The sequence below is a fragment of the Intestinimonas sp. HCP28S3_D6 genome, from assembly GCF_052065695.1.
Classification (GTDB): domain Bacteria; phylum Bacillota; class Clostridia; order Oscillospirales; family Oscillospiraceae; genus Intestinimonas.
The window spans coordinates 34,259-58,076 of record NZ_JBQHTM010000015.1; the positions used below are offsets into that span (position 1 = coordinate 34,259).

A 23,818-nucleotide genomic window follows, 5' to 3' on the forward strand; every position below is an offset into this window, starting at 1 on the left:
GGAAGAGGCCGTTTTTTATCCCTTTTCGATGTCCAGATTGGCGTAGGCGTTCAGGTCCAAACCGCCCCGGGTACCGGCCAGGTACTCATAATAGGCCTGGCAGCCGATCATTGCACCGTTATCGCCGCACAGGGAGAGTGGGGGCAGGTAGAGCTCCATGCCCGCCTGGGCGCAGGCTCGCTCCAGGTCCCCCCGGATGCGGGAGTTGGCCGCCACACCGCCGGCCACTGCCACCTTCCTGTAACGGCAGATCCTGGCCGCCTCCATGACTCTGGGAACCAGCATGTCGCTGACCGCCCCGGCGAAGGAGGCCGCCAGAGAGGGCAGGTCCAGCTCCTCCCCCTTCTGCTGGGCATTGTGAATGAGGTTGATGGCCGCCGTCTTCAGCCCCGAGAAGGACATGTCCATAGGGGCGTCGTGGACGTGGACCGAGGGGAAGGTATACTTCTTGTCGTCGCCGCCCCGGCTCAGCCGGTCCATGGGGGCGCCGCCGGGGTAGCCGATGCCCAGCACTCGGGCCACCTTGTCAAAGCACTCCCCCGTCGCATCATCCCGGGTGGCGCCCAGCACCCGCATCTTGGTGTAGTCTTTCACGTCCACGATGAGGGTCGTGCCGCCGGAGACACACAGGCAGACAAAGGGAGGCTCCAGGTCCAGGTGGGCGATGTAGTTGGCCGAGATGTGTCCCCGGACGTGGTGGACGGGGATGAGGGGCACCCCCAGGCCGTAGGCCACCGACTTGGCAAAGTTGACTCCCACCAGCACCGCGCCGATGAGGCCAGGGCCGTAGGTGACGGCCACAGCGTCGATGTCCCGCCGCTGGAGGCCGGCCTTCTGGAGGGCGGCGTCGGCCAGACCGGCGATGGCCTCTACATGCTTCCGGGAGGCGATCTCCGGCACCACGCCGCCGTAGATGGCGTGCATGTCCGCCTGGGAGGCGATGACGTCGGACAGGACCTGACGGCCGTCCCGGACCACCGCGGCGGCGGTCTCGTCACAGGAGGACTCAAAGGCCAGAATATTCATGTCTCTATCCCCTCCTCATTTTCCTCCAGCCACCTCTCCGCCGGGTGAATCTCCTCCCCTGGCGCCAACGGCAGCTGGATATACCGCCCCATATGCTCCGTGGAAAAATAGGCTGCGTACACGCTCCGGTGGATCTCCTGTACCCTCTGGTCGTCCATCTCCGGCCCGCGGTACAGGCAATGAAATCGCACACCGAACAGGGCGCACATGTAGTTGAGGACCCGGAATCCGTTCCGGACATAGAAACCGATGCGCCGCAGGCGTAGATCATCCTCCGCCGGGTCTCCTGTATCCGGCGCCTCAGCCTCCCCGAACAGCTCATTGTAGCGCTCCCCCAGCTGGGCAAGTATCCGACTACCCGCGCCTCCGTTCCGCTTTCCACGCAAGACGCCCAGATACTCCAGAAGCGCGCTGCCCGGCCGGGCCGAACGCCAGAGCATGGCATAGCCGATGGGTTCTCCGTCCTCAATGGCCAGCAATGCCTCGTATCGCCCCATCTCCAGCAGCCGGAGTATGGCCGCTAGAGGCCGCCGCTCGCTATCAGAGAATACCTGCTCCAGTTCCTGGTGATACAGGTCCTCCAGGCTGTTTCTGTCCAAAACCTTCAGTTCCATATTGATCTACCTCGTATTTCGCACCATCAGCCTCCTACCCGGAAGGGGCAGCCTGGCCGTCTCAGGCCTTTTCGGGGATGTGGATGAACTTGTCGTAGAGCCAGGGGCTGAGCTCGTAGTGATAGAGGCGCTGGTGGGCCTCCATGGCCTCCTCCTCACTCTTGTCGCCGTAGAGGAACATGGCGTAGCGCACACCGTAGATCTCGGCCACATAGCTCAGATCCCTAAAGCCCACCCGGCGGTAGAAGCCCAGCCTCCGGCGGCGCAGAGCGTTCTCCTCTTCGGACAGCTTGTCATCCTCGGCCTCGGCCTCCACCAGAACGCCCTCCACATGGCTGTAGTGGTCCATGAGGTAGGCCACCATCACGGTGCCGATGCCCTCGCCCCGGGGTTTGCCCTGGCAGACCCCCAGGTAGTCCAGCAGTTCAAAGCCCCCCTCCGGATCCTTCCACATCATAGCATAGGCCATGAGCTCCTCCCCCCGATAAAGGCCCCAGGGCTCGTACCGCCCTGCGGAGAGCAGCTTCTCCATGGCGGCCAGGGGCTTGCGCTCTGCGGGGGGAAAATCCGGGGTCAGATGGTCGTGGTAGACCAGGTGCAGGGCGTCCAGATCCAACTTCTTCAACTCATACTGTTCCAATTCGATCAAACTCCACCGTCATTAAAATTGCGTCCTCATGGACTTCTGCATAATAATTCTTTCTCCGCCCCACCTGCCGGAAGCCCAGCTTTTCGTAGAGGGCGATGGCCGGGGCGTTGCTCTCCCGGACCTCCAGGGTGATGAAGGCCAGGTTGGCCCGGCCGAACCGCAGGAAAGCCCCCAAAAGCTCCTCTGCCACACCCTGGCGGCGGTACTTGGGGTCCACGGCGATCTTCTCCAGACAGCCCTCGTCCAGGATCACCGACAGCTCGGCATAGCCCAGCACTGTTCCATCCTCCCCCTGGGCCACGATCAGGGAGACGGCATCGTTATACAGTGCGTCGGTAAAGGTCTGCTCCGACCACGGCCGTCCAAAGCAGGCCCGTTCAATGGACAGCACGCCCTCCAGATGGGAGCGGTCCATGGGAACCAGATCATAATGCACGGGTACTCTCTCTCCTTCTCTCTTTTCCTCTTATTCCTTGGCCTCGGCCCAGCTCCGCCCGGCGGCGGAGTCGGCGCGCATGGGTACCGGCAGGTCCATGACCCCCTCCATCTCCTGTGTGAGGAGAGCCTTGACCCGCTCCACTTCTCCGTCAGGACACTCCACAATGAGCTCGTCGTGGACCTGGAGGACCAGCCGGGCCTCCAGCCCCTCCGTCTTCAGCCGGTCCCGTACATGAATCATGGCCAGCTTGATGAGGTCGGCGGCAGTGCCCTGAATGGGCATGTTGAGGGCCACCCGCTCCCCAAAGGAGCGCAGGTTGAAGTTGGAGGACTTCAGCTCCGGCAGCCACCGCCGCCGGCCCAGGATGGTGGAGACATAGCCGTTCTCCTTGGCCTGCTCCACCACCTCCTTCATATAGTCCCGGACCCCGTGGTAGGTCTCAAAGTACTTGTCCATATACTCCCTGGCCTCTGCCCGGGTGACCCCAATGTCCTGGGACAGGGAGAAGTCGGAGATACCGTAGACGATGCCGAAGTTCACCGCCTTGGCCCGCCGGCGCATCTCGTGGGTCACCGACTCCACCGGCACCCCAAAGACCTGAGAGGCTGTCACGGTGTGGATGTCCTCCCCGCTCCGGAAGGCGGCCTGCATGGCCTCATCCCCGGAGATGCAGGCCAGCAGCCGCAGCTCAATCTGGGAGTAATCGGCGTCCACCAGCTGCCAGCCCTTGGGGGAGACGAACATCTTTCGCAGCTCCGCCCCTAGCTCGGTGCGCACCGGGATGTTTTGCAGATTGGGCTCGGTGGAGCTCAGGCGTCCGGTGGCGGTAACGGTGTTCTGGAAGGAGGTGTGGATGCGCCCGTCGGCGGCGATGACCTTGGTGAGGCCGTCCACATAGGTGCTCTTCAGCTTGGCCAGCTGCCGGTAGTCCAGCACCGCCTCCACGATGGGGTGCTTGCCCCGCAGCTTCTCCAGCACCTCGGCGCTGGTGGACCAGCCGCTCTTGGTCTTCTTCACCGGGGGCAGCCCCAGCTTCTCAAAGAGGATCTTGCCGAACTGCTGGGTAGAGTTGATGTTGAACTCCTCCCCTGCCAGGTCGTAGATGACGGCCTCGTCAGCTTTGATGCGCCCCTCCAGCATGGCGCCGAAGGCGGTAAGGGCCTGCCGGTCCACCAGCACCCCGGCGTGCTCCATCTCGGCCAGCACAGGGCACAGGGGGAGCTCCACTTCATAGAAAAGCTTGTCCATGCCCAGCTCAGTGAGCCGGGGGGCCATGGCCTCCTTCAGTGCGCCGATGAGGGCGCAGTGGGACAGAAGGGCACCCATGGGGCCGCTCACTTCCGCTGCGGCGACCTCCCTATCCTCCGCCCCCTCATAGGGGTCCTTCCCCAGGTCCAGAGCGGTCTGAAAATCGGCCAGAGGGGAGAAAGCATCCTTGGCCAGGTAGGTCTCCTTGGCCTTGGCCGTCTCGTGGTTGAAATACGTCACCGACAGCTTCTCCAAATCATAGCTGCCGTCGGTAGGAGCCAGGAGATAGGCGGCGATGGCGGTATCAAAGACGAAGCCGCCCCCTTCGATGCCCTCAGCCAACAGTCGGGAGAGAAGGGTCTTTACGTCGTGGGTGTTCTTTTTAATGTCTCCGGCGAACAGGGCCCTCAGGATATCGTTGTACCCCTCCAGCTTGGAGGCCATCAGCACGGCGGCGTGGCTGTCCGTCTCTGTCTCCCAGTGCTCCACCGCCACCACGTCCAGCCCGGGGAGAGCCAGCACATCCACGCTGTCCTGTCCCCGCCAGATATTCAGCAGCTCCTCCGCCCGGGCGGGGTCGGTGACCACCTCGCTGGTGCAGGTGCCCGTCACCATCTCCTCGGTCTGGATCGCCTCCCCCTGAGGGGCCTTCAGGCCCATCTTGTCAATGAGCTTGTTGAACTCCAGCTTCAGGAAGAGGTCGTAGAGGGCCCGCTGGTCGGGTTCCCGTCGCAGGGCGTCGTCGGGGGCAAACTCCAGAGGGGCGTCGGTGTGGATGGTGGCCAGGTCGTAGGACATCTTGGCCTGGTCCACCCCCTCCTTCAGCTTCTTGAGCACCGCCGGCTTGGCCTCCACAGAGTCCAGATCGGCATAGATGGCCGCCACACTGCCGTAGCGCTGGATGAGGTCCATGGCCGTCTTCTCGCCGATACCCTTGACGCCGGGGATGTTGTCGCTGGCATCTCCCATGAGGGCCTTGAGGTCGATGATGTGGATGGGATCGAAGCCATAGGCCTCCCGAAAGGTCTCCGGGGTCATATCCTTCTCGGTGGTCTGGCCCATGCGGGTGGTGACCAGCTTCACCCGGGCGGTGTCCGTGATGAGCTGGAGGGAATCCTTGTCGCCGGTAACGATAACGGTCTCCCAGCCTGCCGCCGTATCTTTCACCGAGATGGTGCCCATAAGGTCGTCGGCCTCCCAGCCGTCCATCTCATAGCGGGGGATGTTCATGGCAGCCAGGACATCCTTCAGGATGGGCAACTGGGCAGCCAGCTCGTCGGGCATCCCCTTCCGCTGGGCCTTGTAGCCCTCATAGGCCAGGTGGCGGAAGGTGGGGGCCTTGCGGTCGAAGCAGACGCACAGGGCGTCGGGCGACTCCTCCCCCACCAGCTTCTGGAGGATGGTGAGGAAACCGTAGACGGCGTTGGTCGGGGTGCCGTCCCGGGTGGTGAGCATCCGGATGCCGTAAAAGGCCCGGTTGATGATAGAGTTGCCGTCGATGACCATGAGCTTCATGGAAGTTCCCTCCGCGCCGCGTAAAAGTTCAGATACACAGATACAGTATAGTATAACAGCTTTCCCACCTCAGGGCAAGAAAAAACCGGGCGGCTATACGCCGGCTATACGCCGGCAGCTGTACGCCGCCCGGTTATTCAGGGGTCCGTTTCCTCCCCGTTGGATTCTATTACCATGGAGACAGAGGCATCCCCAATGTCTCCCTCTGCCAGGGCTGCGCTCACGATGGCCTGCGGAGCGCCATTCTCATCCAGAGTTACCTCCACCTGCACTTTAGCTCCCTGATCCTCGTCGTACCATACGTACCGCCCCTCTCTGGCCAACTCCTCAGTAATATCCAGTTCCTCGCCGTTCACCGTCAGAATCGTACGGCCATCCTGCTCCTCCACAGCGGCATCTGGAATACAGAGGGCGGTCATCACCTCTCCGTTTTCCATTACCAGCTCCTCATGGTACTCGCCTATACTTACAGAAGTTCGGATGGACGTAACAATACCTTCCAGAATCTCCGGATTGGAAGCGCTGGCGGTAATGGCCAGAGCGGTGCAGACGGCGGCTACCGCAACCAGTACCCGGATGGGGCGGCGTTTCCGCATAGCTTTCTTTTCTTTTGTCATTTGGATCACCTCTTCTATGGCCTCATGAGGGGCAGTCAGCTGCTCACAAAGTACATGATACATATTAGGATCAAACATAACAGTGTCCCTCCTCAGTTTCTTCCCGGGTCAACTCGGCCCGCAGCCGCTGCCGCGCCCGGTGGAGCCAAGTCTGTACGGTAGACGGCCGGGCACCCATTACCCGGGCCGTCTCCTTCACAGAACAACCCTCATAATAGTAGAGATAGATTGTCAGGCGGTACTTGGGCTCCAGAGACATGACCGCCTCCAGAAGTTCCGCCCTGGCTGGGTCCTCTGGCACTGGCAGATCCCACCCCTCGTCCAAGCTCACCCGCCGGCAGCGCCACACTGACCGAAGCAAGCTGCGGCTCTCATTCACCGCCAGACGTAGTAGCCAATGCTTGAGATGATCGGGACTCTCGAAGTCCTCCTTCCGCTCGTAAAGCTTCAGCAGCACCGTCTGCATCACGTCCTCGGCATCTGCTCGACTGCCTAAAGCGTGTAGGGCCACCCGGTAAATGGTGTCGGCATAGGTCCTTGCTGCCTGTTCAAATGTCTCGTCTGTCATCAGGTACTCCCCTTCCTGGTGGGGTTTGTGAAAGGCCTTTCACTTGGAATACGCGTCAGGGGGGCAAAATATCCCACGCAAATAAAAATATTTGCCGCCCCTAAAAACTTCCCCTTTCCAGCCCGGCCGGCAGGGGGTATAATGGTCATGACTGGTTTTTCACACACATCGACACATAGGAGTGCTGTTATGGATCTCTGCGACCTCAATACCATCAAGGCCCTGCTGGGCCGCCACGGCTTCCACTTCTCCAAATCCATGGGCCAGAACTTCCTCATCCAGGACTGGGTCCCCAGAGGGCTGGTAGAGGGAGCCGGAGTGGGACCGGAAAACGGCGTGCTGGAGATCGGCCCCGGCATTGGCCCCCTCACCTCGCAGCTGGCCGGCGTGGCCCAGAAGGTGGTGGCGGTGGAGCTGGACCGCTCTCTCCTGCCGGTGCTGGACGAGACCTTGCAGGACTTCTCCAACGTGGAGATCCTCCCCGCCGACATCCTGAAGCTGGACATCCCTGCCCTGGTGGACGAGAAGTTCCCCGACATGGTGCCCATGGCCTGCGCCAACCTGCCCTACAACATCACCACCCCCGTCATCACCGCCCTCATCGAGGCCGACCGCTTCGCCTGCATCGCCGTGATGATCCAGCGGGAGGTGGCCCTGCGCATCTGCGCCGCCCCGGGCACGGCGGACTACGGCGCCTTCTCGGTGTACTGCCAGTACCACACCGTCCCCGAGCTCCTCTTCGACGTGGGGCCCGAGTGCTTCGTCCCCGCCCCCAAGGTGACCTCCTCGGTGATCCGCATGGTCCCCCGGTCCGCTCCCCCGGAGGGTGTGGAGGATGAGAAGCGGTTCTTCCGGGTGGTGAAGGCCGCCTTCGGCCAGCGCCGCAAGACCCTCCTCAACGCCCTCTCCGCCGGCTTGGGCGGCGTGGACAAGGAGGCCATCAAAGCCGCCATTGCCGCCGCCGGCCTGCCCGAAAACATCCGGGGCGAACGGCTGGGCATCCCGGAGTTTGCCGCCCTCACCCGTGCCCTGGGGGATTTCTAACGCTCTTTTCGTGTCCACGGCCCTCCTTCCCGCATAGCATGAAGGGAAAGGAGGGCCTCTCCATGCCCATCATCTACCTCTCCCCCTCCACCCAGGAAAACAACCTCTATGTGAGCGGCGGCTCCGAGGAGTACTGGATGAACCGTCTGGCCGACGCCATGGTGCCCTACCTGGACGCCTCCGGCATCCGCTACACCCGGAACACTCCCGACATGACCGCCTCTAGCTCTATCACCGCCTCCAACCGGGGCAATTACGACCTCCATCTGGCCCTCCACTCCAACGCCGCCCCGGAGGGGCGCTATGGAGAGGTGCGGGGCGTACTGGTCTTTTACTACCCCGGCAGCGCCAAAGGCCGACGGGCCGCCGAGATCATGGCAGAAAACCTAAAGCGGATCTATCCCATCCCTTCTCTGGTCCGGGCCGAGGCCACCACCACCATCGGTGAGGTCCGCAGGGTCCGGGCCCCTTCCGTCTTTCTGGAGCTGGGCTACCACGACAACCCGGACGATGCCGCCTGGGTGAAAAACCAGTTGGACCTCATCGCCCAAAATCTGGTGGGCTCCCTGTGCCAGTACTTCGGCATCCCCTTCCTCACTCCGGTGCCGGAGCGCCGGGGTGTGGTGGACGTATCCTGGGGTTCCCTCAACATCCGCTCCCGGCCCGACCGCTCCGCCCCCATCCTGGCCCGGGCCTATGACGGCGCCCGTCTCACCATTATTAACCAGTGGCAGGGGTGGTATCTGGTCCGCTTCGGGGATGTGACCGGTTACGCCAGCGGGGACTATATCACCCTGGTTTGAGGCCTTCTGTGGCGTTCATAGAAAGTTCACAGAGCGTTCTAAATCTGTCCATCACTTCTGTGTGGGGTGTGGTATTCTAATACTCGTAAGGACCCAAACCATTCCAACCTCCTCCCTCTCTCTCTTTGCAACACCGCTGTGCTCCCCGGAGAGGCAGCCGCTTCTCCGGGGAGACAGACCAAAACTTCCGCCGACAGCCTGGCTGCCGGCGTTTTTTGCATCCAGATGAAACAGGACGCGGCAGAGTACTCTGCCGCGTCCTGTTTATATATTCGATTTATGGCTGCCAGGGTGATAGAAGACACGCAGCCTACCCCCTCTGTCCCGAAGCACCTCGGCCTCCACCTCGTAGACCGCCCGGATCAGCTCTGGTGTGAGCACCTCCTCCGGCCTGCCGGAGGCCACCACCCGCCCCGCCTTGACGGCGTAGAGCCGGTCGCAGTACATGGCGGCGATGTTCAGGTCGTGGATGGCGGCGATCACCGTCCGGTCCAGCCCCTTCACGATGTCCATGAGCTGGAGCTGGTACTTGATGTCCAGATGGTTGGTGGGCTCGTCCAGGATGAGGCAGGGAGTGTCCTGGGCCAGGGCCCGGGCCAGGATGACCCGCTGCTGCTCACCCCCGGAGAGGGTGGCGAAGGAGCGTTGGGCAAAGTCCGCCATGCCCACCGTCTCCAGGACCCGGGCCACCATCTCATGGTCCCGGGCGTTGTCCCGGTCCAGGGCCCGCTTGTGGGGCGCCCGCCCCATCATGACCACGTCCCGGACGGAGAAGTCAAAGTTATAATAGTTGTGCTGGGCCACCACGGCCACCTGCCGGGCAGATTGTTTATAGCTGTATTCGGGAAGGGCCCTGCCGTCCAGCCAGACGGCGCCTCCCGTAGGCTTCAGGACCCGGTAGATGCATTTGAGCAGGGTGCTCTTGCCGCTGCCGTTGGGGCCGATGACCCCCACCAGCTCCCCCCGCTCCGCCCGGAGGTCCACCCCCCGGAGGATCTGGCTACCCCCCAGGACGGTCTGGACGTCTGACGCACGGATCTCCATCAGTCACCACCTCCGAAGCCGTATTTTTTCCGGGCCATGAGGTAGACAAAGACGGGGGCCCCCACCAGGGCGGTGAGCACGCCGATGGGCAGCTCATTGCCGGGCAGGACGACCCGGCAGAGCACGTCGGCCCACACCAGGAAGATAGCCCCCAGGAGGGCGGAGATGGGGATGAGCTTTTTGTGGTCGGTGCCAAAGAGCATCCGCACCACATGGGGGATGAGCAGGCCCACAAAGCCGATGAGCCCCGCCTTGTAGACCGCGAAGCCCACCATCACCGCCGCCACCGTCAGGTAGATGAGCCGCCACCGGTGGAGATCGGTGCCCAGGGTGATGGCGCAGTCGTCCCCCAGCAGCATCAGGTTGAGATTTCGGTACTGGGTCCAGAAGAAGAGGGTACTCAGCACCGCCACAGTGACGATGACGGCGTTGCTCCCCCAATCGGCGGCGGCCAGGGAGCCCATGGACCACTGGACCACGGCGCTGGCGGCGTGGTCGTCGTTGAGGAGGAAGATGAAGAAGTTGGAGAAGCCGGAACACACGGCGCTGAGGGCAGTACCGGCCAGGAGGAGCTTGACGGCGTTGGACCTGCCTCCCAGGTTGGCCAGAGCCATCACCCCCAGGGAGACCAGCAGGGCCCCGGCACAGCCCAGCACCCCCATGGCGCTGCCTCCCAGGAGGCCTCCCAGTCCCAGCAGCATGGCCAGGGAGGCACCCAGATAGGCGCCGGAGGACACCCCCAGCACATAGGGGTCGGCCAGGGGATTTTTGACGATGGCCTGCATGACGGCGCCGCAGACCGACAGAGCCATCCCCACCCCCACGGCCAGGACCAGCCGGGGCAGGCGGATGAGCCACACCACGTCCCGGACGCTGCCCCCGGCGGACGCTGTCCCGCCGGGGAGCATGGCCCTCAGCTCCTCCAGGATGACCTCATACACCTGCCCCAGGGGGATGGACACGGTACCGAAACTGACGGCGGCCAGGAGGGAGAGCAGCAGCGCCCCCAGCAGGACCAGGCAGACCAGGAGGTAGGCCGGATCAGCCCCAAAACGGTTCCGTTCCACAGCGCTCAGAGATCCAGGCCGGGGTACATGCCCTGGGCCAGGGTCCGGATGCCGTCAATGGTACGGGGACCGCTGGCGTACATGTCGCCCAGCATGATGAGGTGGACCCGGCCGTTCTGCACCGCCGACAGGCTGGCCAGGGCGGGGTCGTCCTGGATGGCGGCGAGCTGCTCGGCCCGGACGGCGTCTGGGTCGTCCCCGGAATAGGCCATGTAGACCACAAAGATCACGTCGGGATCACAGGCCACCAGGTCCTCCTTGCCCAGGTCGCTGCCGTCGGGACGGGCCAGCTCGCCGCCCAGAGCCGTGACCATATCCCCGGCCAGGGAGTCGGCGCCGTAATTAGTGATCGTGCCGCTGGCCGTGGGCTCCACCACCGCCACCCGGACGGGGTCCTGGCCCTGGGCGGCAGCCAGAGTGGCCTCCACCTGGCCCTTCATCTCGTCCACCAGGGCCTGAGCCTTGTCCTCCACGTCAAAGATCTTTCCGATGTTCAGAATGTCGGTATATTCGTTCTCCAGGGTGCGGGTACCGCCGGGGACCGTGTTGGAGTTCATGTAGGTCCCCACCCCCTTCTCGTTCCATGCCCCCACGTCGCCCAGCTTCTTCTCCCCAAAATAGGAGCCCCAGGAGAAGATCATGTCCGGCTCCAAGAGGGTGACCGTCTCCTTGTCGGGGGCGAAGACGGTCTCGTCGTAGTGCATCCGGGCAAGGCCGTCCTTCCACTCGTCCTTGACCTCGTTGTCCAGACCGTAGGAGGCCAGCACGTGGTCCTCCAGCCCCAGGGCGATCATGGTTTCGATACAGCCCTGATACACGGCGATGACCTTCTCCGGCGCCTTTTCGTAGGTGTAGGTCACCGGCTCGCCGGTGTAGTTGTAGTTGGTGATGGTCACCGGGTAGTGGCCGCTCTGGGGCTGGGTCTCCGCGGGCGCCGGGGTGGTCGCCGCCGTCTTTCCGGCGGAACAGGCGGTCAGGGAGACCGTCAGGGCCAGGGCCGTCAGGGCGGCAAGAGTCTTTGTGTTTTTCATGGGGAGCGCTCCTTTCCTGCTTCCGTGTGCCTCCCGCCGAAAAACAACGGCCGCCTGCCCAACCGGGCAGACGGCACCAAAACAGCACCCGGCAAAGGCCGTGCACCGTTTCAACAGACTGCTCTCAGCGGAAGACATCTCTGTTCTCATTCAACCAAGCAGGTTTCCTGGCTCACGGCTCGCCGCGGGCCGCGCCTTCTCACCGCGCCCTGCGCGGCAATGGCATCTGCGGCTCGCTCCCCGTTCACAGTGACCGGATCGCTCGGGACTCTCACCCGATTCCCTTTTACCCCAGCCGGAGCTGGGCACTTGCCGAATATGTAGTTGTGACAGTCCCCTATTCTAGAGGATGCGCCCCCGGTTGTCAAGCGCCATCCGAAGAAAGGCGGCTGACTTCCAGCCATTCCCGTACCCTGGGACGCAGGGCAAGAAAAAAGCGCATCGCAGGTGAAACACCTGCGATGCGCTGTACCAATGCGTGAGAATTACTATTTTCTCCTAAAGCCTTGTACCACAATAGATTGGGCTTTTATAGATATATTATGTCAGACTTGCTGGTACAATGATAGAGCCGTGGGATAAATTCTGACTTATAATGCTGTCATTCTTTCGCCCCTTTGATCCGCTTCTGGATATCCTCCACGGACGGCAGTTGGTGCTCCAATTCTTCCGGCAGATTGCTGGTAATCTGATAGGCGCTGACACCGATGGGCTTGCTCATATCCTTCAGAGAATACTCTGCCACAAGGTCGTTTTTGCTCTTGCAGAGCAGCAAGCCGATTGAGGGATTATCCTGTTCTTTCTTCAGAATTCCATCTACCGCAGAGAGATAGAAGTTGAGCTGCCCAGCGTACTCCGGCTTGAACTCACCAGTCTTCAGTTCAATCACCACATAGCAGCGGAGATTCAGATTATAGAACAGCAAGTCAATGTAGAAATCATCTCCGCCCACATTGAGGTGGTACTGATTGCCGAGGAACGCAAAGCCGGTCCCCAGCTCCAGCAGTAGTTTCGTCACATCCTTGACCAGTGCCCGCTCAATGTCGCGCTCTACCATATCCTCTTTGAACGGAATGAAGTCGAAGATATACGGATCTTTCATTGTTTGCGTGGCGAGTTCGCTCTGCGGGGACGGAAGGCGGTTTTCGAAGTTAGACACTTTTTCTGCCAGCACCTGCCGTTGATATAGACCGCTCTCAATTTGATGAATCAGCACATTGCGGGACCACCCGTTCTCTGCGATTTTTCTCGCATACCAGAGGCGTTCTTCCATATCCGAGAGTTTGTCCAGCAGAGCAACATTGTGTCCCCACGGGATTTGTGCAACAGGCTGTTGCACAAATCCATCACCCGGATAAGCTGCCGCGAACTTTGCCATATATTTTAGGTTTCTCACAGAGTAGCCAGTGGCATCCGGAAAAGAAATCTTGATGTCGGCGGCAAGGTTTTCTATGAACTTGCTCCCCCATGTCTTGTGCGCGTTGATGACTTCACCGATGGAGTGGTAGAGGAGCAGCAATTCCCGATTGACGCTGACTGTCGCACGGTATTGCGCTGTGCGGATCTCCTGCTTGATCGATTCGACGATATTCAGATATTCGTTGGAATTCATCAACATTGTGTTTTCGCCTCCGTCAATTTATGCAGCAACCCCTGACACCCTTCCAGCACATCCCGCCATGTGGCCTCGAAATCGCCGGTGTACCACGGGTCGGCCACATCGCCGGGGCGCTCGGTGTATTCCATCAAGAGGTGCATCTTGTCCTCGAAGTCCCCGCCACAGATGCGATGCATATTGCGGAGATTGGCCTGATCCATGCCGATCAGGAGGTCGTATTCCTCGTAATCATCGTTCTGGAGCTGCCGGGCGGTCTTGCCGGAGCAGTCGATCCCATGCTCCGTCAGCTTGCGCCGTGCCGGGGGATAGACCGGATTGCCGATCTCCTCGGTGCTGGTCGCCGCGGACTCAATGTGGAACCAGGCTTCCAGCCCCGCCTTTTTCACCAGATCTTTCATCACGAATTCAGCCATTGGGCTGCGGCAGATATTGCCGTGGCAGATGAATAGTATTTTTATCATCGTCTTATATCTCCATATAAGTCTTGTATTTCTTCTCAAATGCCCAATATTGCAGGGTTTTTCGGCATTTTCCTGTTTCTGTGTTTCCGGGGTATCTTCTCAAATCTTCCCGTATTTTCTCATGCTTTTTCCTGCAATATTGGTAAATTCGTTGGTAAATAAATACTCCGTACCAACGGGGTTGTTTTAGGCTTCCGCCGCTCGAAGCAGCTCAGCCTGTGCGTCATCGAACTGCACATGGGTGTAAACATTCAGCGTCACGCTGATGTCCGAATGGCCCATGATATACTGCAATGTCTTTGGATTCATTCCGGATTTCGCCATATTGGAACAGAAGGTGTGTCTGCATACATGAGGGGTTACTTTGGGCATCTGAATGCGATAGATCTTGTTGTATTTCTCAACAATGTGCTGTAGGTATTTCTCCCAGTGCAGTGCGACCATCGGCCTGTCATTTTTGTCCAGAAACAGGAACCCAGCGTATCCATCCACCAACGGCTCGACTTTCGGTGCCGCACGATTGGCAAGAATACGGCGGAAACACGCTGCCACTTCCTCGCTCATCGGCACATATCGGATACCGCTTTCCGTCTTAGGGGCTTGAATCACATACTGCATCTGCGATGTCCTCTGCAACTGATGGTCAACCTTGATACGCTTCTGATCGAACTCAATATCGGAAATAGTCAACCCACAGAACTCCGAGATTCGCAATCCCGTGTGAAAGAGAATGTAGATCGCATCGTAGTATCGGCAGAAATGCGTATCTTCCTTGATGAACTTAAGAAGTTCACGCTCCTGCTTTCGGGTAATTGCTTCTCTGGTGACGGAATCGTTGACAATCACCGATGCCAGCTCAAATCCAAAGGGATTCTTACGAATCAGGTCATCATCCACTGCCAGCTGAAAAGCCGGTCTCAGAACCCCTCTGATGGAGTGAATGGAGCTGTACCCTCTGCCGTCCACCTGCTGAAGCTTAATCAGCCATGCTTTTGCATCGGACAGGCGAACCTTGTCAATGCGCAGCTTTCCAAACGCTTCTTTATTCAGGATATTGATCACGGTCTTATATCCTGCACGGGTGTTGTGGCTCACTCCGGTTTTCAAAGACACATACTTTTCTACCAGTTCAACTACCGTGTAATTGCCACCGTGGGTAACGATGTGGTCAAACAGATCTGCCTGAATCTGCTTTTCCTTTTCTCTCAGCGAAAGCTCTCGCTTCTTGCCCTTGGGTATCGGATCGTTCTTATCCAAACGCCAACTGTATACATTCTTTTCCTTGCCGTCCTCGTCAATATATCGGTAACGATACCTCCCATCTGTACGCTGGTATTCGCCTTCACGCAAAATCCGGTTTCGATTGTCTCGTCTTTTTTCGCTCATGGAATCTCTCCTTTCAAGGAAGGAGAGCCAGACTTGCAATAACATCATATCACAAATTTGGCTCTCCGTATAGTTGTATCATTTGAAAACGGCAGTTCTGCCGCATTATTTTTTTACCATTTACACAGCGGTAGCCTGATCCAGATACCGTTCAAACTTCTCACGTTTAATCAGCGCCCGGTTCCCGTTCATGACATAGAAATCTTCGTGAGGGTTCTGGTCAATCAGCATCCGCAGTTTTCCTTCTCCGATGTGATAATACCCTGCAGCTTCCTCAATGGTCAGCGTGTATCTGCGCCACACCGGAATATCAAAATAGTTCTTCTCACTTGCATTGCTCTTGCTATTTGCCATAGGCATTTACCTCCATATATCAATTCATTGTGCAGGGATAAGGAGTTCCAATCCCGTATTTTTCGTATAAGCCGGGCAAGGGGAAACCGGAAACAGAAACCGGAAACCGCTCTCTAAAAATCAGATTTCTCCTTTTCGGCAGTTGTCTTTGCTATTTTGGCTTTTCTTCAATTTTTTGTTGCTTTCGTTTCCGGAGAAGGAATAGCCTTGCAAAATAGGGCTTTTTCCGGAAACCAATACGGCAACGGAGTGGATATGAAACAGGAAACCATTCTCCTTTCTCAAAAGGGCAGCTCCATCTGGCTGCATTCTTCCTCAGTCAGTTCACGGAATCCATCCATGGGGCTTGTACCCGTTTCCGGTGCTTCGTTTCCACGCATCCAGCCCCTTTGTTTTCCATACTTCTTATAGCTTCTGGGATTGGGGTACGGAATCCAGCCAGTCACAGACTGATTCATAATCTCGTTGATTTCCCGTATCTCCCATGATTTTGGCTCGTCGAACCGCCCCAGCGCTTCATGATAGAGCAGCTTGGAGCAGACCATATCTCCATCAAAGTCATCCAGAAACGCTTGAATCACACCCACCTTGGTGTCCTCCGGCATGAATTGCTTTTGCAATAGAACAAGCTGCTCGTTCATTTCTTTGGACAGTTTCAGCTGCACCTTTCCCCGCCGGTAAATGGTCATGGCTTCTGCCCACAGCTGATTCATATACTGCCGGGATGCTGCTTCATCTTCCAGAATGTGAACCTCTGCCTGTTCCGGATGTACCATGACAGGCAGAAAGCGACGATTGCCGCTGCGGTCAAGGGGCAAAAAGTCCAGCGCATTGGAAGTGCCGCCGAACACGCATTGCCGCAGCCTGTCCTCCGGCTCAGTAGCATAGGGAACCTTATAGGTTTCCTTGGAGCGGCTCAGAAACGATTTAATATCCTCAATGCTTCGTGCATTGGCTGTGGCAATCATCTCCGACATTTCTATAATCCAATGTCCCTGCATTTTGCGGAACACATTGTCGTCATCAATCTTTTTCAGATCATCGGAGAACCATTCATCCTTGCAGGCCAGAAAGCGAAAGAAGGTAGATTTCCCAGCTCCCTGTCCACCTACCAGACAGAGCATCAGCTCAAATTTGCATCCCGGTCTGAATACCCGGTGAATGGCTCCCAGCAGAAACAGACGCATGACTTCAGTGCCATACGCACAGATTTTTGCCCCCAGAAAGTGATGAAGTACATAGGGGATGCGCTCTGTCCCATCCCACTCCAAGTGGTTCAGATACTCCCGGATGGGATGATACTGGTTCTGATGGGCAACCACCGTCAGTGCCCTTCGGATACGGTTCTCGTGGTTCAATCCGTATTGTTTTTCCAGATACAGCATGAGATAGTTGAAATCCGTATCGCTCATGGCGGAAGTGTTGCGCTCCCACCAAAGGGGCTTGCAGATGTCAATGCGCCCGGTGAGGATGTTATAGCCAATAGTCCCATGCAGCACCGGGTCTGACAGAAATACCTGATACACATTCTGCATGGTGTTTTTCACCTGTCCTTTATCGTTCACTTCCAGAAGTTCTCTGACTTCCTCTGTGGCTTGGCAGAGCCGGTTCTCTGCCAGCATCTTCAATTTTTCTCTCAGCTCCGGTGCCAGATTCTGATAATCGCCGTTCAAGTTTCATCACTTCCTTTCCGTAATCTTCGATAAGCGCTGCCCGCTCCCCAATGGAATCGTACAGCAGCACATCCAGTAGATACTCGATGTGGTCTTTCTTTTGCAGGGCTTCCACAAACAATGGATGCCATGTTTCGTCCTCCGGTTTCGGGGCATACGCCCGCTCCCAATACCGGAGTAAATGAAAATAATCGGATAATACCTTGAAGCACCAGGTTTCCAGTTCCCGGTACATTTGCTCCTCTGATTTCTTTTTGACAGGTTTTTTCACCAATTCCTTCCTTTTGTGATGGGCATAGGGAATTTGAAAGTCCGCAGCCAGTTTTTCGGCGGCGGACTTTGCATCTAACCCATATAGCTGTGCTGTAAAATCGATCACATCTCCATCAGCACCGCAGCCGAAGCAATGGAACCGCTTGTCCACCTTCATGCTGGGTGTCCGGTCATTGTGAAAAGGGCAGTTGGTTTTTCCTGCCCGGTTAACACGAATGCCGTACAGCTCTGCCGCCTGTCGAGTAGTGACGGATTGTTTTACAGCTTCAAATACATTCATTGCATCATCCTTTCAGGAAACAAAAAGGCACTCGACATTCTCACAAAGAAAACAGCAAGTACCTTAGAGTTCCATATTCTGTTTTTTGTGCTGCGGAGTTTTCTGCTCCGGCTGTTGCTTCTTCTGTTCCTGCTCGAACTTCAATCGCTCTGTTATAGAATGCTTCGGCTCGGGCTTTTTCTCAACCTCGGACTGCTCTGGCGTGAGGACTTTGCCGACCCAATAGCGAACATCTTTCATCGGATTCAATTCCTCTTTGACGGCTGCAAGCTGTCCGGCAAGCTCGGCATGGAATTTTTTCAAATCATCATATTCTGTTTGCAAAGCATCCAGATTGACATTCAAATCCACGCCCTGCTTTTTGAGATAACGGAACGCTTTGTTGAAGCTGTCCAGCTTGTCTTTGTGGCTTTCTGCAAAAGCAGCCTGCCTTGCTTTCCAACCGATTTTCAGATATTTGTCATGGACTGCTTTGTGGGTCTGGCAATCAGCAACGGCTCTCTGGATGCCGGTGATGACCTGCATCCGCTTTTCGGCTTTCTTCATATTTGCATTGATGGCTCTGGCTTTCTCATTCACCCCTTGCAGGGCGATATCCAAATCTTCCAGCGTGAAAAGCTCGTGTTCTTTCAGATAGATCACAGCCCTGGAAACGGCTTTCAAATCATCTGCCATGCCTTTCTGCTGTCCGTATCTCGACCAGTCGCTGCGTTCTGCCTTTCGCAGATTCATATAATCACGAAGCAGGACGGACAAGTCGGGGGAAGCGTTTTGCTTTGCTGCTTCCATCTCTGCAAAGGTTTCTTTGGTGGCTTCCAGAATGTCCGCAATCCAATTTCGCAGATTTTTGATGGTGTTGCGGATAGTGGTCATCATGCGGTTGGCCGCTTTAATGTCTCGGTTAAGATTGCCGATGTTGGTTTCGATGCCCTTGCGTTCCAAGGCAGCAACGGCAACACCCATATGAACCGTCGGGATAATATCAAGTCCCTGTCTTTTATAGGAACGCATATCCACTCGCTCAGGGCTTCCGGCAAGCTCCAAATATTTATTCTGAATTACTTCCCATCCGTGTCTCCATTCCTCGGCGTGATATTGCTCGTTCCAGTCAACGGTATCTTCCTTATGGCTTTTCCATCTGCCGGAGGGGAGCTTGATGCGTTCGCCATTCTCGTCAAGGTCATAAACCTTTCGGCTCTTGGGAAGCCACTTTCCGTGTTCGTTAATAGCTCGCATGGTCAGCATGATGTGACAATGGGGATTGTGTCCCGGTGGATCTGGGTCATGGATTGCAAAATCACAGCACATACCTTTGGACACAAAATGCTCACGACAGTATTCCTGCAGCATCTGCGGACACATTTCAAGTGGTACTTCTCTGGGCAGGGCAACAACGAAACGCCTTGCAAGCTGAGAGTTCCATTGTTTTTCAATTTCTTCAACAGAGTTCCAGAGGATCGCTCGGTCTGCGTATTCGACAGGAGCATTTTTCGGTAACATGATTTCCGTATAAACGACTTCCTTTTTGCAAGTGTAATTCTTTGTTTTCTGGTCATACTCGGAAAACAGCTTTTCTCCGGCTTGATAAGCAGCTCCGGCAACGGCTGAGTTGCCTTTGCTTCGCTGAACAATTCTGATTTCCAAATGAGGAACAGGCATTTAGTATGAACCTCCTTTCTCGGTGCAATAAAAAAGATCGATGCTGTTCAGTACGGTCAAGGGGTAGCTGGCAAGACCAGCGCAGGGGAAGCAACGCTTCCTCTGGATGATTGGAACAAAAGGCTTTTAGGAAAATCATCAAGCTCCCTGCAAGGGGCTTTCGGCAGAACGCAATCACCATCTTTAGGTGGTGTATAATTGCGCCCTTGTCTAAGCCAAGGGTTTTAGCCCTCGTCCGTTTCCAGCTCGTTCTTTCGGCTCTTAATCCGCAAGTCCAGCTTCTTTTGAACCGCTTCGCTGTGAAAGGCAAAAGTTAAAAGCTCCATCACATCATCATCGGTCAGAATGGTAGGCTCTTTCAAAAAGGCTTCCAACATTCCGGCACGGGTACAGAGACGGTGCGTTCGCTCACTCCGAGTCAACTGCTTCAGCTCATGCTGCAACCGCTTCTCCTTGTGCTTGGCTGCGGTCAGTTTTTTCTCAGCTACATACTTCTGGTGCTTCAGTTTTTCCAACTGCTCATTCGGCAATCGCATCACCCCCTCTTAACCCAAACAATGTCATATCCTAACGCATCGGCCAGCTCCACCGCTTCGCCGTAGCGCAGGCTCCCACGCTTCAGCTTGCCCGACAAATTGGAAACGCTGCTGCTCCATCCGTACTCGTCTGCCAGAAAATCCACCACCTCACTCATGGTCATGCCCGCCCGGACGATGTAAGACTTGATCTCGTTTCGATACAATTCAGGCTTTTTCTTCTTCATATTCACATTTCCTCCATTCTTTTTTGTTCGTGATATGGTATAATTTGCTCATCAAACAGCAGGTGCCGTGTAGTGATTCGTGACAGAAATGGTGAATCGTCTTTTCGCTCAGAATTTCTGCAACGATATTCTGTACATAGGGAGCGGTATCCCTTTTTGCTGTTTAACTTGGTTCTTTGTGAAATCGTGAAAATCCACACTGTATGCCATACCGTATTTGCCGTTGAGTGCATCACTCACCGATAGAGATAGCGGCACAAAAAGAACTGCTTTTTCACTGATTTCACATGGTTTGAATTTAACCTGTGATTTTTGAGCGCCGTTCTGCCCGAATGTTGTTCCTGCCCGGAGATCTTCCCGGCGTTTTCGCCCCGTTGGTACGCTCCTGCTTTTCGTAGTCATGGCGATACTTCGCAGGGGGACATATCCCATTCGGACGGTCATTCAGTTTTCAAGGTGCATTGGTGATTTACAAGTACAGTTTAGCGAAAAAAGACGCTCTCTCCCGTATATCCAAAAGGTCGGAAAAGAGCGTAAAAATGCGTGGTTTTCCACGCTTATGGAATGGAGATGAAATATGCAACCGAAACTCACTGTTCAAGAAAGGTTAAAAGACCTGCGTGTTGTGGATTTTAATTTGACACTGGAAGAATTGGCAGAGCGCACCGGGCTGTCCCGTTCCGCCCTCGGTAAATATGAATCCGATGAAACAGCAAAAGACATCAGCCCTTATGCAATCCAGACACTCGCCAAGTTCTATGGCGTGTCCACCGACTATCTGCTGGGTCTGACAGAAAATAAAAATCACCCAAACACAGAGCTGAACGCTCTGCATCTGAGTGATGATGCAATTACTGTATTAACGACCGGGAACTTCAATCACCGGCTGCTTTCTGAATTGATCTGCCACAAAGATTTTCAGCGTATGATGCTGGATGCGGAAATCTACGTAGACCGTATTGCAGATATGCGGATTACCAACATGAACGCTACCATGGAAGCTGTCCGGCAATCTGTGATTATGAAAAAAGGCAATGACCAGGAAGATTTGTACCTGCGGACTTTGGAACTGGCACAGGTGCAAGAAGATGAGTATTTCGGTCATGTGATCTCCAAGGATTTAACCGGCATCCTCCGTGACATTCGTGATACACACCGCAAAGATGCGACCACAGCAGACGAGGGTTGCGCTGCTCTGGATGTGCAGAAACAATTACAGGAGGCCATGGACTACAAGGGTAGCACCGAAGAAAAGAAAGCTCGCCTGTTCCTTGCAAACCTTGGCATCGACTATGATGCACTTACCATGGAGCAGTTCGCAAATCTGATCGAAGTGTTGAAGTTGTCCAAGCACATGAACAGCCCGATCAGCCAGCGTGGAAAAGGCAGCATGAGCCATGGTAAGGGGAAAAGAAAACGGAAGTAAAAGCGTCGGTACTACAGTGGTGACATTGATGTAAAAGTAAAAGAGCCATAGCACAAACCCCTGAGGAAGTTTTGTAGCTATGGCCCTCCTGTCATATTAGAATAGTCAAAACGCATCCAAGCCCAATATGGTTAACCGGACAGATACCTACTGCCCAGCTGATTTTAATCTTTCATCCCATTAGAAATCCATTTATCAAAATCGGATTTTACAATGCTGGCTGTGTAATATGCTCCATCCCCTTCGTCAGAATGGTATGTAAACCAACTTTCTACATCTTTTCCAGAATTTCTTTCCTTTAGCTTCTTGATAAAATTGCTATAACTGCAACTTGAATAAACCAATGCAGAATTACCGTTTTTATTCCCCAGAGAGGAAAAGTTAGATGCTCGTGTTACAGCTTTACCAATCCATACTTTGCTGTTTATTCCTACATCTTTTCTGCCGGCTTTTACTACGAGTTCCTGCGCTGTTGACATTCCAATTCCTACTTTTATTTCAGGTAGCGAGCGATCAGATAAAAGTTTATTCAACATTATCATATAGGTATTGATAAAAAATGTTTTATCTGCTAACTCATAAATATCGTCTTTGGATGGGGTAGTGTATATTGCATATACGCAGTCTCCTCTAATTCCAATTTCCCTTAGATTTTCATCTTTACGCAGAATTTCAATAACTTCGGATGTAAAACTTCGAATAAGTTTAGATACCTTTTCCTTGTCTTCATCTGCAAACAATTCAGAAGAATCCCTAATGTCTACAAAGATCCCAGTCACCCAGCTGTAATAACCATTAGAAAAAGTAAACGCATCATCGGTCGGCAGTTCATTTTGTTCTATGACAGTTAGCTCATTATCTAATATTGCTTCTATTCGTTCCTTGCCTTTCCTGTAATCATATGTTGCCATAGCGTCCTCCTCAATAGATATAAATGCCAATAAGCAGGAGCACAACGAAGAAAATGAATCCTACAATTGTGCGTCTAAGCCCCCGATTATATGTTGCATATTTGATAGATGCAATATCAGCATTTATGTATATTTGTTCAATCAAGTCGTTTAGGAAATCTTCCTTGCTCATCGCACAGAATTTTTGTTGGTAGGTATTGTAGTTACCATTCTTTCTTATTCCGGCAAAGAAGATGCGAGAGTTCTCATCTTTTCTTCCAATCGCTTCTTCTGATGTTTTCGCAACCAGCACACTACCAAGATTGAACATTCCTAATACCATAGAAAAGATTGCACCTGCAAAACAAAGCAAATAGAGTATGCTGCAGAAAGTCTTTGAGGCAATACATGCTTTCACAATAGTAAATATCTCGTTCAAACCTTCATTCGTGAGAATGATTGCAAGAAGCACCCCGAATGCGGCTAAGACAATAGACGTTTTGTTATCGCAATTTGTAACGAAACCAATGTTACGATCAAGAGTTTGAGTTGCAATTTCAATTTTGTACTCGAGATCTTCTTCATTCAGCTCGGGGCTGTTCTTTGACTTTTCTTCCGTCGTTGCTGTCATTTCAAACATTCTCCTCAATCCATTTATCAAAACCAGTTTCTATTATGCTACAGTGATAGTAATCAACGCTACCGTAATAACCAGAAGTGTGCGCACTGATCCATGATTTATATTTCTCGTTTTCTTTGCATAAATGTTCTATTACATTCTCGTAGAACAAAGGACTCATCGCAATAGGGGAAACCCCGTTTCTATTTGCTACATCCGATAAATGTGCCGCATCCACAACCGCTTTTCCAATCCAAATTTTATCATTGATACCGCTGCCGTTTTGCCCTGACTTAATAATCAGATCCTGACTGCATCCCAACCCGATACCGGCTTTAACTGTGGAGTATCCATTTTCTTTGAGCAGCTTATTCAACATCCCCATAAAGGAATTGATTCGATAAGCATGACGAAATATATCTACCAAATCAGTTTGGTAAGGGGCATTGTAAATGCAGTAAACGCAGTCTCCTCTGATGCCGATTTCTCGGTAGTTGCCATCATCTTTTAGAATTGAAATAATCTCCGAGCAAAAACTCCGAATCATACGAGCTGTATCTTCGTTTGGGGACTGGAACAGCTTACTCGAATCTACAATGTCTACAAACAAAGCACCAACCCAAGCTTTAATTCCGTTTTCATAAGTAAACTCAGAATCTGATGACGGAATACTATCCTTTTCAACAATTTTTGTTGGAGATTTTAGTATCGTCTCTACAGCTTCTTTTGATTTTTTGTATTCATACATATC

The 23,818-nt window shown here is 54.9% G+C and carries 27 protein-coding genes and 1 riboswitch; of the genes, 3 read left to right on the top strand and 24 right to left on the bottom strand.

Annotation, left to right across the window (positions count from 1 at the left end; translation table 11 throughout):
• Window positions 1–15: 15 nt before the first annotated feature.
• From tsaD to ACTNBK_RS06915, 7 genes are all read right to left on the bottom strand, one after another.
• Window positions 16–1,026: a tRNA (adenosine(37)-N6)-threonylcarbamoyltransferase complex transferase subunit TsaD gene (tsaD, locus tag ACTNBK_RS06885; RefSeq protein WP_441144771.1), complete on the bottom strand. Its 1,011-nt coding sequence runs from the start codon at window positions 1,024–1,026 to the stop codon at window positions 16–18.
• Window positions 1,023–1,640 carry a GNAT family N-acetyltransferase gene (locus ACTNBK_RS06890; RefSeq protein WP_441144773.1) on the bottom strand — a complete coding sequence of 206 codons (618 nt, stop codon included), beginning with the start codon at window positions 1,638–1,640 and terminating at the stop codon, window positions 1,023–1,025. Before ACTNBK_RS06890 ends, tsaD begins: the two co-directional genes overlap by 4 nt.
• A 61-nt stretch (window positions 1,641–1,701) precedes the next feature.
• Window positions 1,702–2,289: a GNAT family N-acetyltransferase gene (locus ACTNBK_RS06895; protein ID WP_441144775.1), complete on the bottom strand. Its 588-nt coding sequence runs from the start codon at window positions 2,287–2,289 to the stop codon at window positions 1,702–1,704.
• The gene (gene rimI, locus ACTNBK_RS06900) at window positions 2,267–2,725 is read right to left on the bottom strand and encodes a ribosomal protein S18-alanine N-acetyltransferase (RefSeq protein ID WP_441144777.1); all 459 of its coding nucleotides are present in this window, start codon (window positions 2,723–2,725) and stop codon (window positions 2,267–2,269) included. The genes ACTNBK_RS06895 and rimI overlap by 23 nt, the downstream gene beginning before the upstream one ends.
• A 30-nt stretch (window positions 2,726–2,755) precedes the next feature.
• Window positions 2,756–5,491 carry a DNA polymerase I gene (polA, locus tag ACTNBK_RS06905; protein WP_441144779.1) on the bottom strand — a complete coding sequence of 912 codons (2,736 nt, stop codon included), beginning with the start codon at window positions 5,489–5,491 and terminating at the stop codon, window positions 2,756–2,758.
• Window positions 5,492–5,628: 137 nt separating this feature from the next.
• Window positions 5,629–6,108, bottom strand: a complete 480-nt coding sequence (locus ACTNBK_RS06910) for a hypothetical protein (RefSeq protein WP_441144781.1) — start codon at window positions 6,106–6,108, stop codon at window positions 5,629–5,631.
• 70 nt (window positions 6,109–6,178) lie between these two features.
• Window positions 6,179–6,676, bottom strand: a complete 498-nt coding sequence (locus tag ACTNBK_RS06915) for an RNA polymerase sigma factor (RefSeq protein WP_441144783.1) — start codon at window positions 6,674–6,676, stop codon at window positions 6,179–6,181.
• A 189-nt stretch (window positions 6,677–6,865) separates the two neighbouring features.
• Here ACTNBK_RS06915 and rsmA point away from each other — a divergent pair, with 189 nt between their 5' ends.
• Together rsmA and ACTNBK_RS06925 are read left to right on the top strand one after the other, a co-directional pair.
• Window positions 6,866–7,720, top strand: coding sequence for a 16S rRNA (adenine(1518)-N(6)/adenine(1519)-N(6))-dimethyltransferase RsmA (rsmA, locus tag ACTNBK_RS06920; RefSeq protein ID WP_441144785.1), 855 nt, complete (start codon window positions 6,866–6,868; stop codon window positions 7,718–7,720).
• A 62-nt stretch (window positions 7,721–7,782) separates the two neighbouring features.
• A complete protein-coding gene (locus ACTNBK_RS06925; RefSeq protein ID WP_441144787.1) occupies window positions 7,783–8,523 on the top strand; it encodes an N-acetylmuramoyl-L-alanine amidase in 741 nt (246 codons plus the stop codon).
• A 264-nt stretch (window positions 8,524–8,787) separates the two neighbouring features.
• On the opposite strand, the gene ACTNBK_RS06930 is transcribed toward ACTNBK_RS06925, so the two are convergent.
• The 14 genes from ACTNBK_RS06930 to ACTNBK_RS06995 all read right to left on the bottom strand — a co-directional run bounded on the left by ACTNBK_RS06930 (window position 8,788) and on the right by ACTNBK_RS06995 (window position 20,534).
• Window positions 8,788–9,567 carry an ABC transporter ATP-binding protein gene (locus tag ACTNBK_RS06930; protein WP_441144789.1) on the bottom strand — a complete coding sequence of 260 codons (780 nt, stop codon included), beginning with the start codon at window positions 9,565–9,567 and terminating at the stop codon, window positions 8,788–8,790.
• Window positions 9,567–10,634, bottom strand: coding sequence for a FecCD family ABC transporter permease (locus tag ACTNBK_RS06935; protein ID WP_441144791.1), 1,068 nt, complete (start codon window positions 10,632–10,634; stop codon window positions 9,567–9,569). The genes ACTNBK_RS06930 and ACTNBK_RS06935 overlap by 1 nt, the downstream gene beginning before the upstream one ends.
• Before the next feature lie 5 nt (window positions 10,635–10,639).
• Window positions 10,640–11,665, bottom strand: a complete 1,026-nt coding sequence (locus ACTNBK_RS06940; RefSeq protein ID WP_441144793.1) for an ABC transporter substrate-binding protein — start codon at window positions 11,663–11,665, stop codon at window positions 10,640–10,642.
• Between the two features lie 139 nt (window positions 11,666–11,804).
• Window positions 11,805–11,993: riboswitch (cobalamin riboswitch) on the bottom strand.
• A 273-nt stretch (window positions 11,994–12,266) separates the two neighbouring features.
• Window positions 12,267–13,283 carry a PDDEXK nuclease domain-containing protein gene (locus ACTNBK_RS06945; RefSeq protein WP_340039124.1) on the bottom strand — a complete coding sequence of 339 codons (1,017 nt, stop codon included), beginning with the start codon at window positions 13,281–13,283 and terminating at the stop codon, window positions 12,267–12,269.
• Window positions 13,277–13,744, bottom strand: coding sequence for a low molecular weight protein-tyrosine-phosphatase (locus ACTNBK_RS06950; protein WP_441144796.1), 468 nt, complete (start codon window positions 13,742–13,744; stop codon window positions 13,277–13,279). The genes ACTNBK_RS06945 and ACTNBK_RS06950 overlap by 7 nt, the downstream gene beginning before the upstream one ends.
• Before the next feature lie 186 nt (window positions 13,745–13,930).
• On the bottom strand, window positions 13,931–15,130 hold the full coding sequence (locus ACTNBK_RS06955) for a tyrosine-type recombinase/integrase (RefSeq protein WP_441144798.1): 1,200 nt from the start codon (window positions 15,128–15,130) through the stop codon (window positions 13,931–13,933).
• Window positions 15,131–15,250: 120 nt separating this feature from the next.
• On the bottom strand, window positions 15,251–15,484 hold the full coding sequence (locus ACTNBK_RS06960; protein WP_441144800.1) for an excisionase: 234 nt from the start codon (window positions 15,482–15,484) through the stop codon (window positions 15,251–15,253).
• 120 nt (window positions 15,485–15,604) lie between these two features.
• A complete protein-coding gene (locus ACTNBK_RS06965; RefSeq protein WP_441144802.1) occupies window positions 15,605–15,769 on the bottom strand; it encodes a hypothetical protein in 165 nt (54 codons plus the stop codon).
• Entirely contained in the window at window positions 15,766–17,106 is a 1,341-nt protein-coding gene (locus ACTNBK_RS06970) for a VapE domain-containing protein (protein ID WP_441144834.1), read from the bottom strand. Before ACTNBK_RS06970 ends, ACTNBK_RS06965 begins: the two co-directional genes overlap by 4 nt.
• Window positions 17,039–17,710, bottom strand: a complete 672-nt coding sequence (locus ACTNBK_RS06975; protein ID WP_441144804.1) for a CHC2 zinc finger domain-containing protein — start codon at window positions 17,708–17,710, stop codon at window positions 17,039–17,041. Before ACTNBK_RS06975 ends, ACTNBK_RS06970 begins: the two co-directional genes overlap by 68 nt.
• A 63-nt stretch (window positions 17,711–17,773) precedes the next feature.
• Entirely contained in the window at window positions 17,774–19,369 is a 1,596-nt protein-coding gene (gene mobQ, locus ACTNBK_RS06980; protein WP_441144806.1) for a MobQ family relaxase, read from the bottom strand.
• A 224-nt stretch (window positions 19,370–19,593) separates the two neighbouring features.
• The gene (locus ACTNBK_RS06985) at window positions 19,594–19,905 is read right to left on the bottom strand and encodes a DUF3847 domain-containing protein (RefSeq protein ID WP_441144807.1); all 312 of its coding nucleotides are present in this window, start codon (window positions 19,903–19,905) and stop codon (window positions 19,594–19,596) included.
• Window positions 19,905–20,132, bottom strand: coding sequence for an LLM class flavin-dependent oxidoreductase (locus tag ACTNBK_RS06990; protein WP_441144809.1), 228 nt, complete (start codon window positions 20,130–20,132; stop codon window positions 19,905–19,907). The genes ACTNBK_RS06985 and ACTNBK_RS06990 overlap by 1 nt, the downstream gene beginning before the upstream one ends.
• A gap of 108 nt (window positions 20,133–20,240) precedes the next feature.
• A complete protein-coding gene (locus ACTNBK_RS06995; RefSeq protein WP_441144811.1) occupies window positions 20,241–20,534 on the bottom strand; it encodes a hypothetical protein in 294 nt (97 codons plus the stop codon).
• A gap of 175 nt (window positions 20,535–20,709) precedes the next feature.
• On the opposite strand from ACTNBK_RS06995, the gene ACTNBK_RS07000 reads away from it, so the two are divergent.
• Window positions 20,710–21,558 (top strand): helix-turn-helix domain-containing protein, encoded by an 849-nt coding sequence (locus tag ACTNBK_RS07000; protein WP_441144813.1) that lies wholly within the window; start codon window positions 20,710–20,712, stop codon window positions 21,556–21,558.
• 164 nt (window positions 21,559–21,722) lie between these two features.
• On the opposite strand, the gene ACTNBK_RS07005 is transcribed toward ACTNBK_RS07000, so the two are convergent.
• From ACTNBK_RS07005 to ACTNBK_RS07015, 3 genes are read right to left on the bottom strand one after another with little or no spacing between them, the layout of a single operon-like run.
• On the bottom strand, window positions 21,723–22,469 hold the full coding sequence (locus ACTNBK_RS07005; protein WP_441144815.1) for an adenylate/guanylate cyclase domain-containing protein: 747 nt from the start codon (window positions 22,467–22,469) through the stop codon (window positions 21,723–21,725).
• A gap of 10 nt (window positions 22,470–22,479) precedes the next feature.
• Entirely contained in the window at window positions 22,480–23,079 is a 600-nt protein-coding gene (locus ACTNBK_RS07010) for a hypothetical protein (RefSeq protein WP_441144817.1), read from the bottom strand.
• A 1-nt stretch (window position 23,080) separates the two neighbouring features.
• On the bottom strand, window positions 23,081–23,815 hold the full coding sequence (locus ACTNBK_RS07015; protein ID WP_441144819.1) for an adenylate/guanylate cyclase domain-containing protein: 735 nt from the start codon (window positions 23,813–23,815) through the stop codon (window positions 23,081–23,083).
• Between the last annotated feature and the right edge of the window lie 3 nt (window positions 23,816–23,818).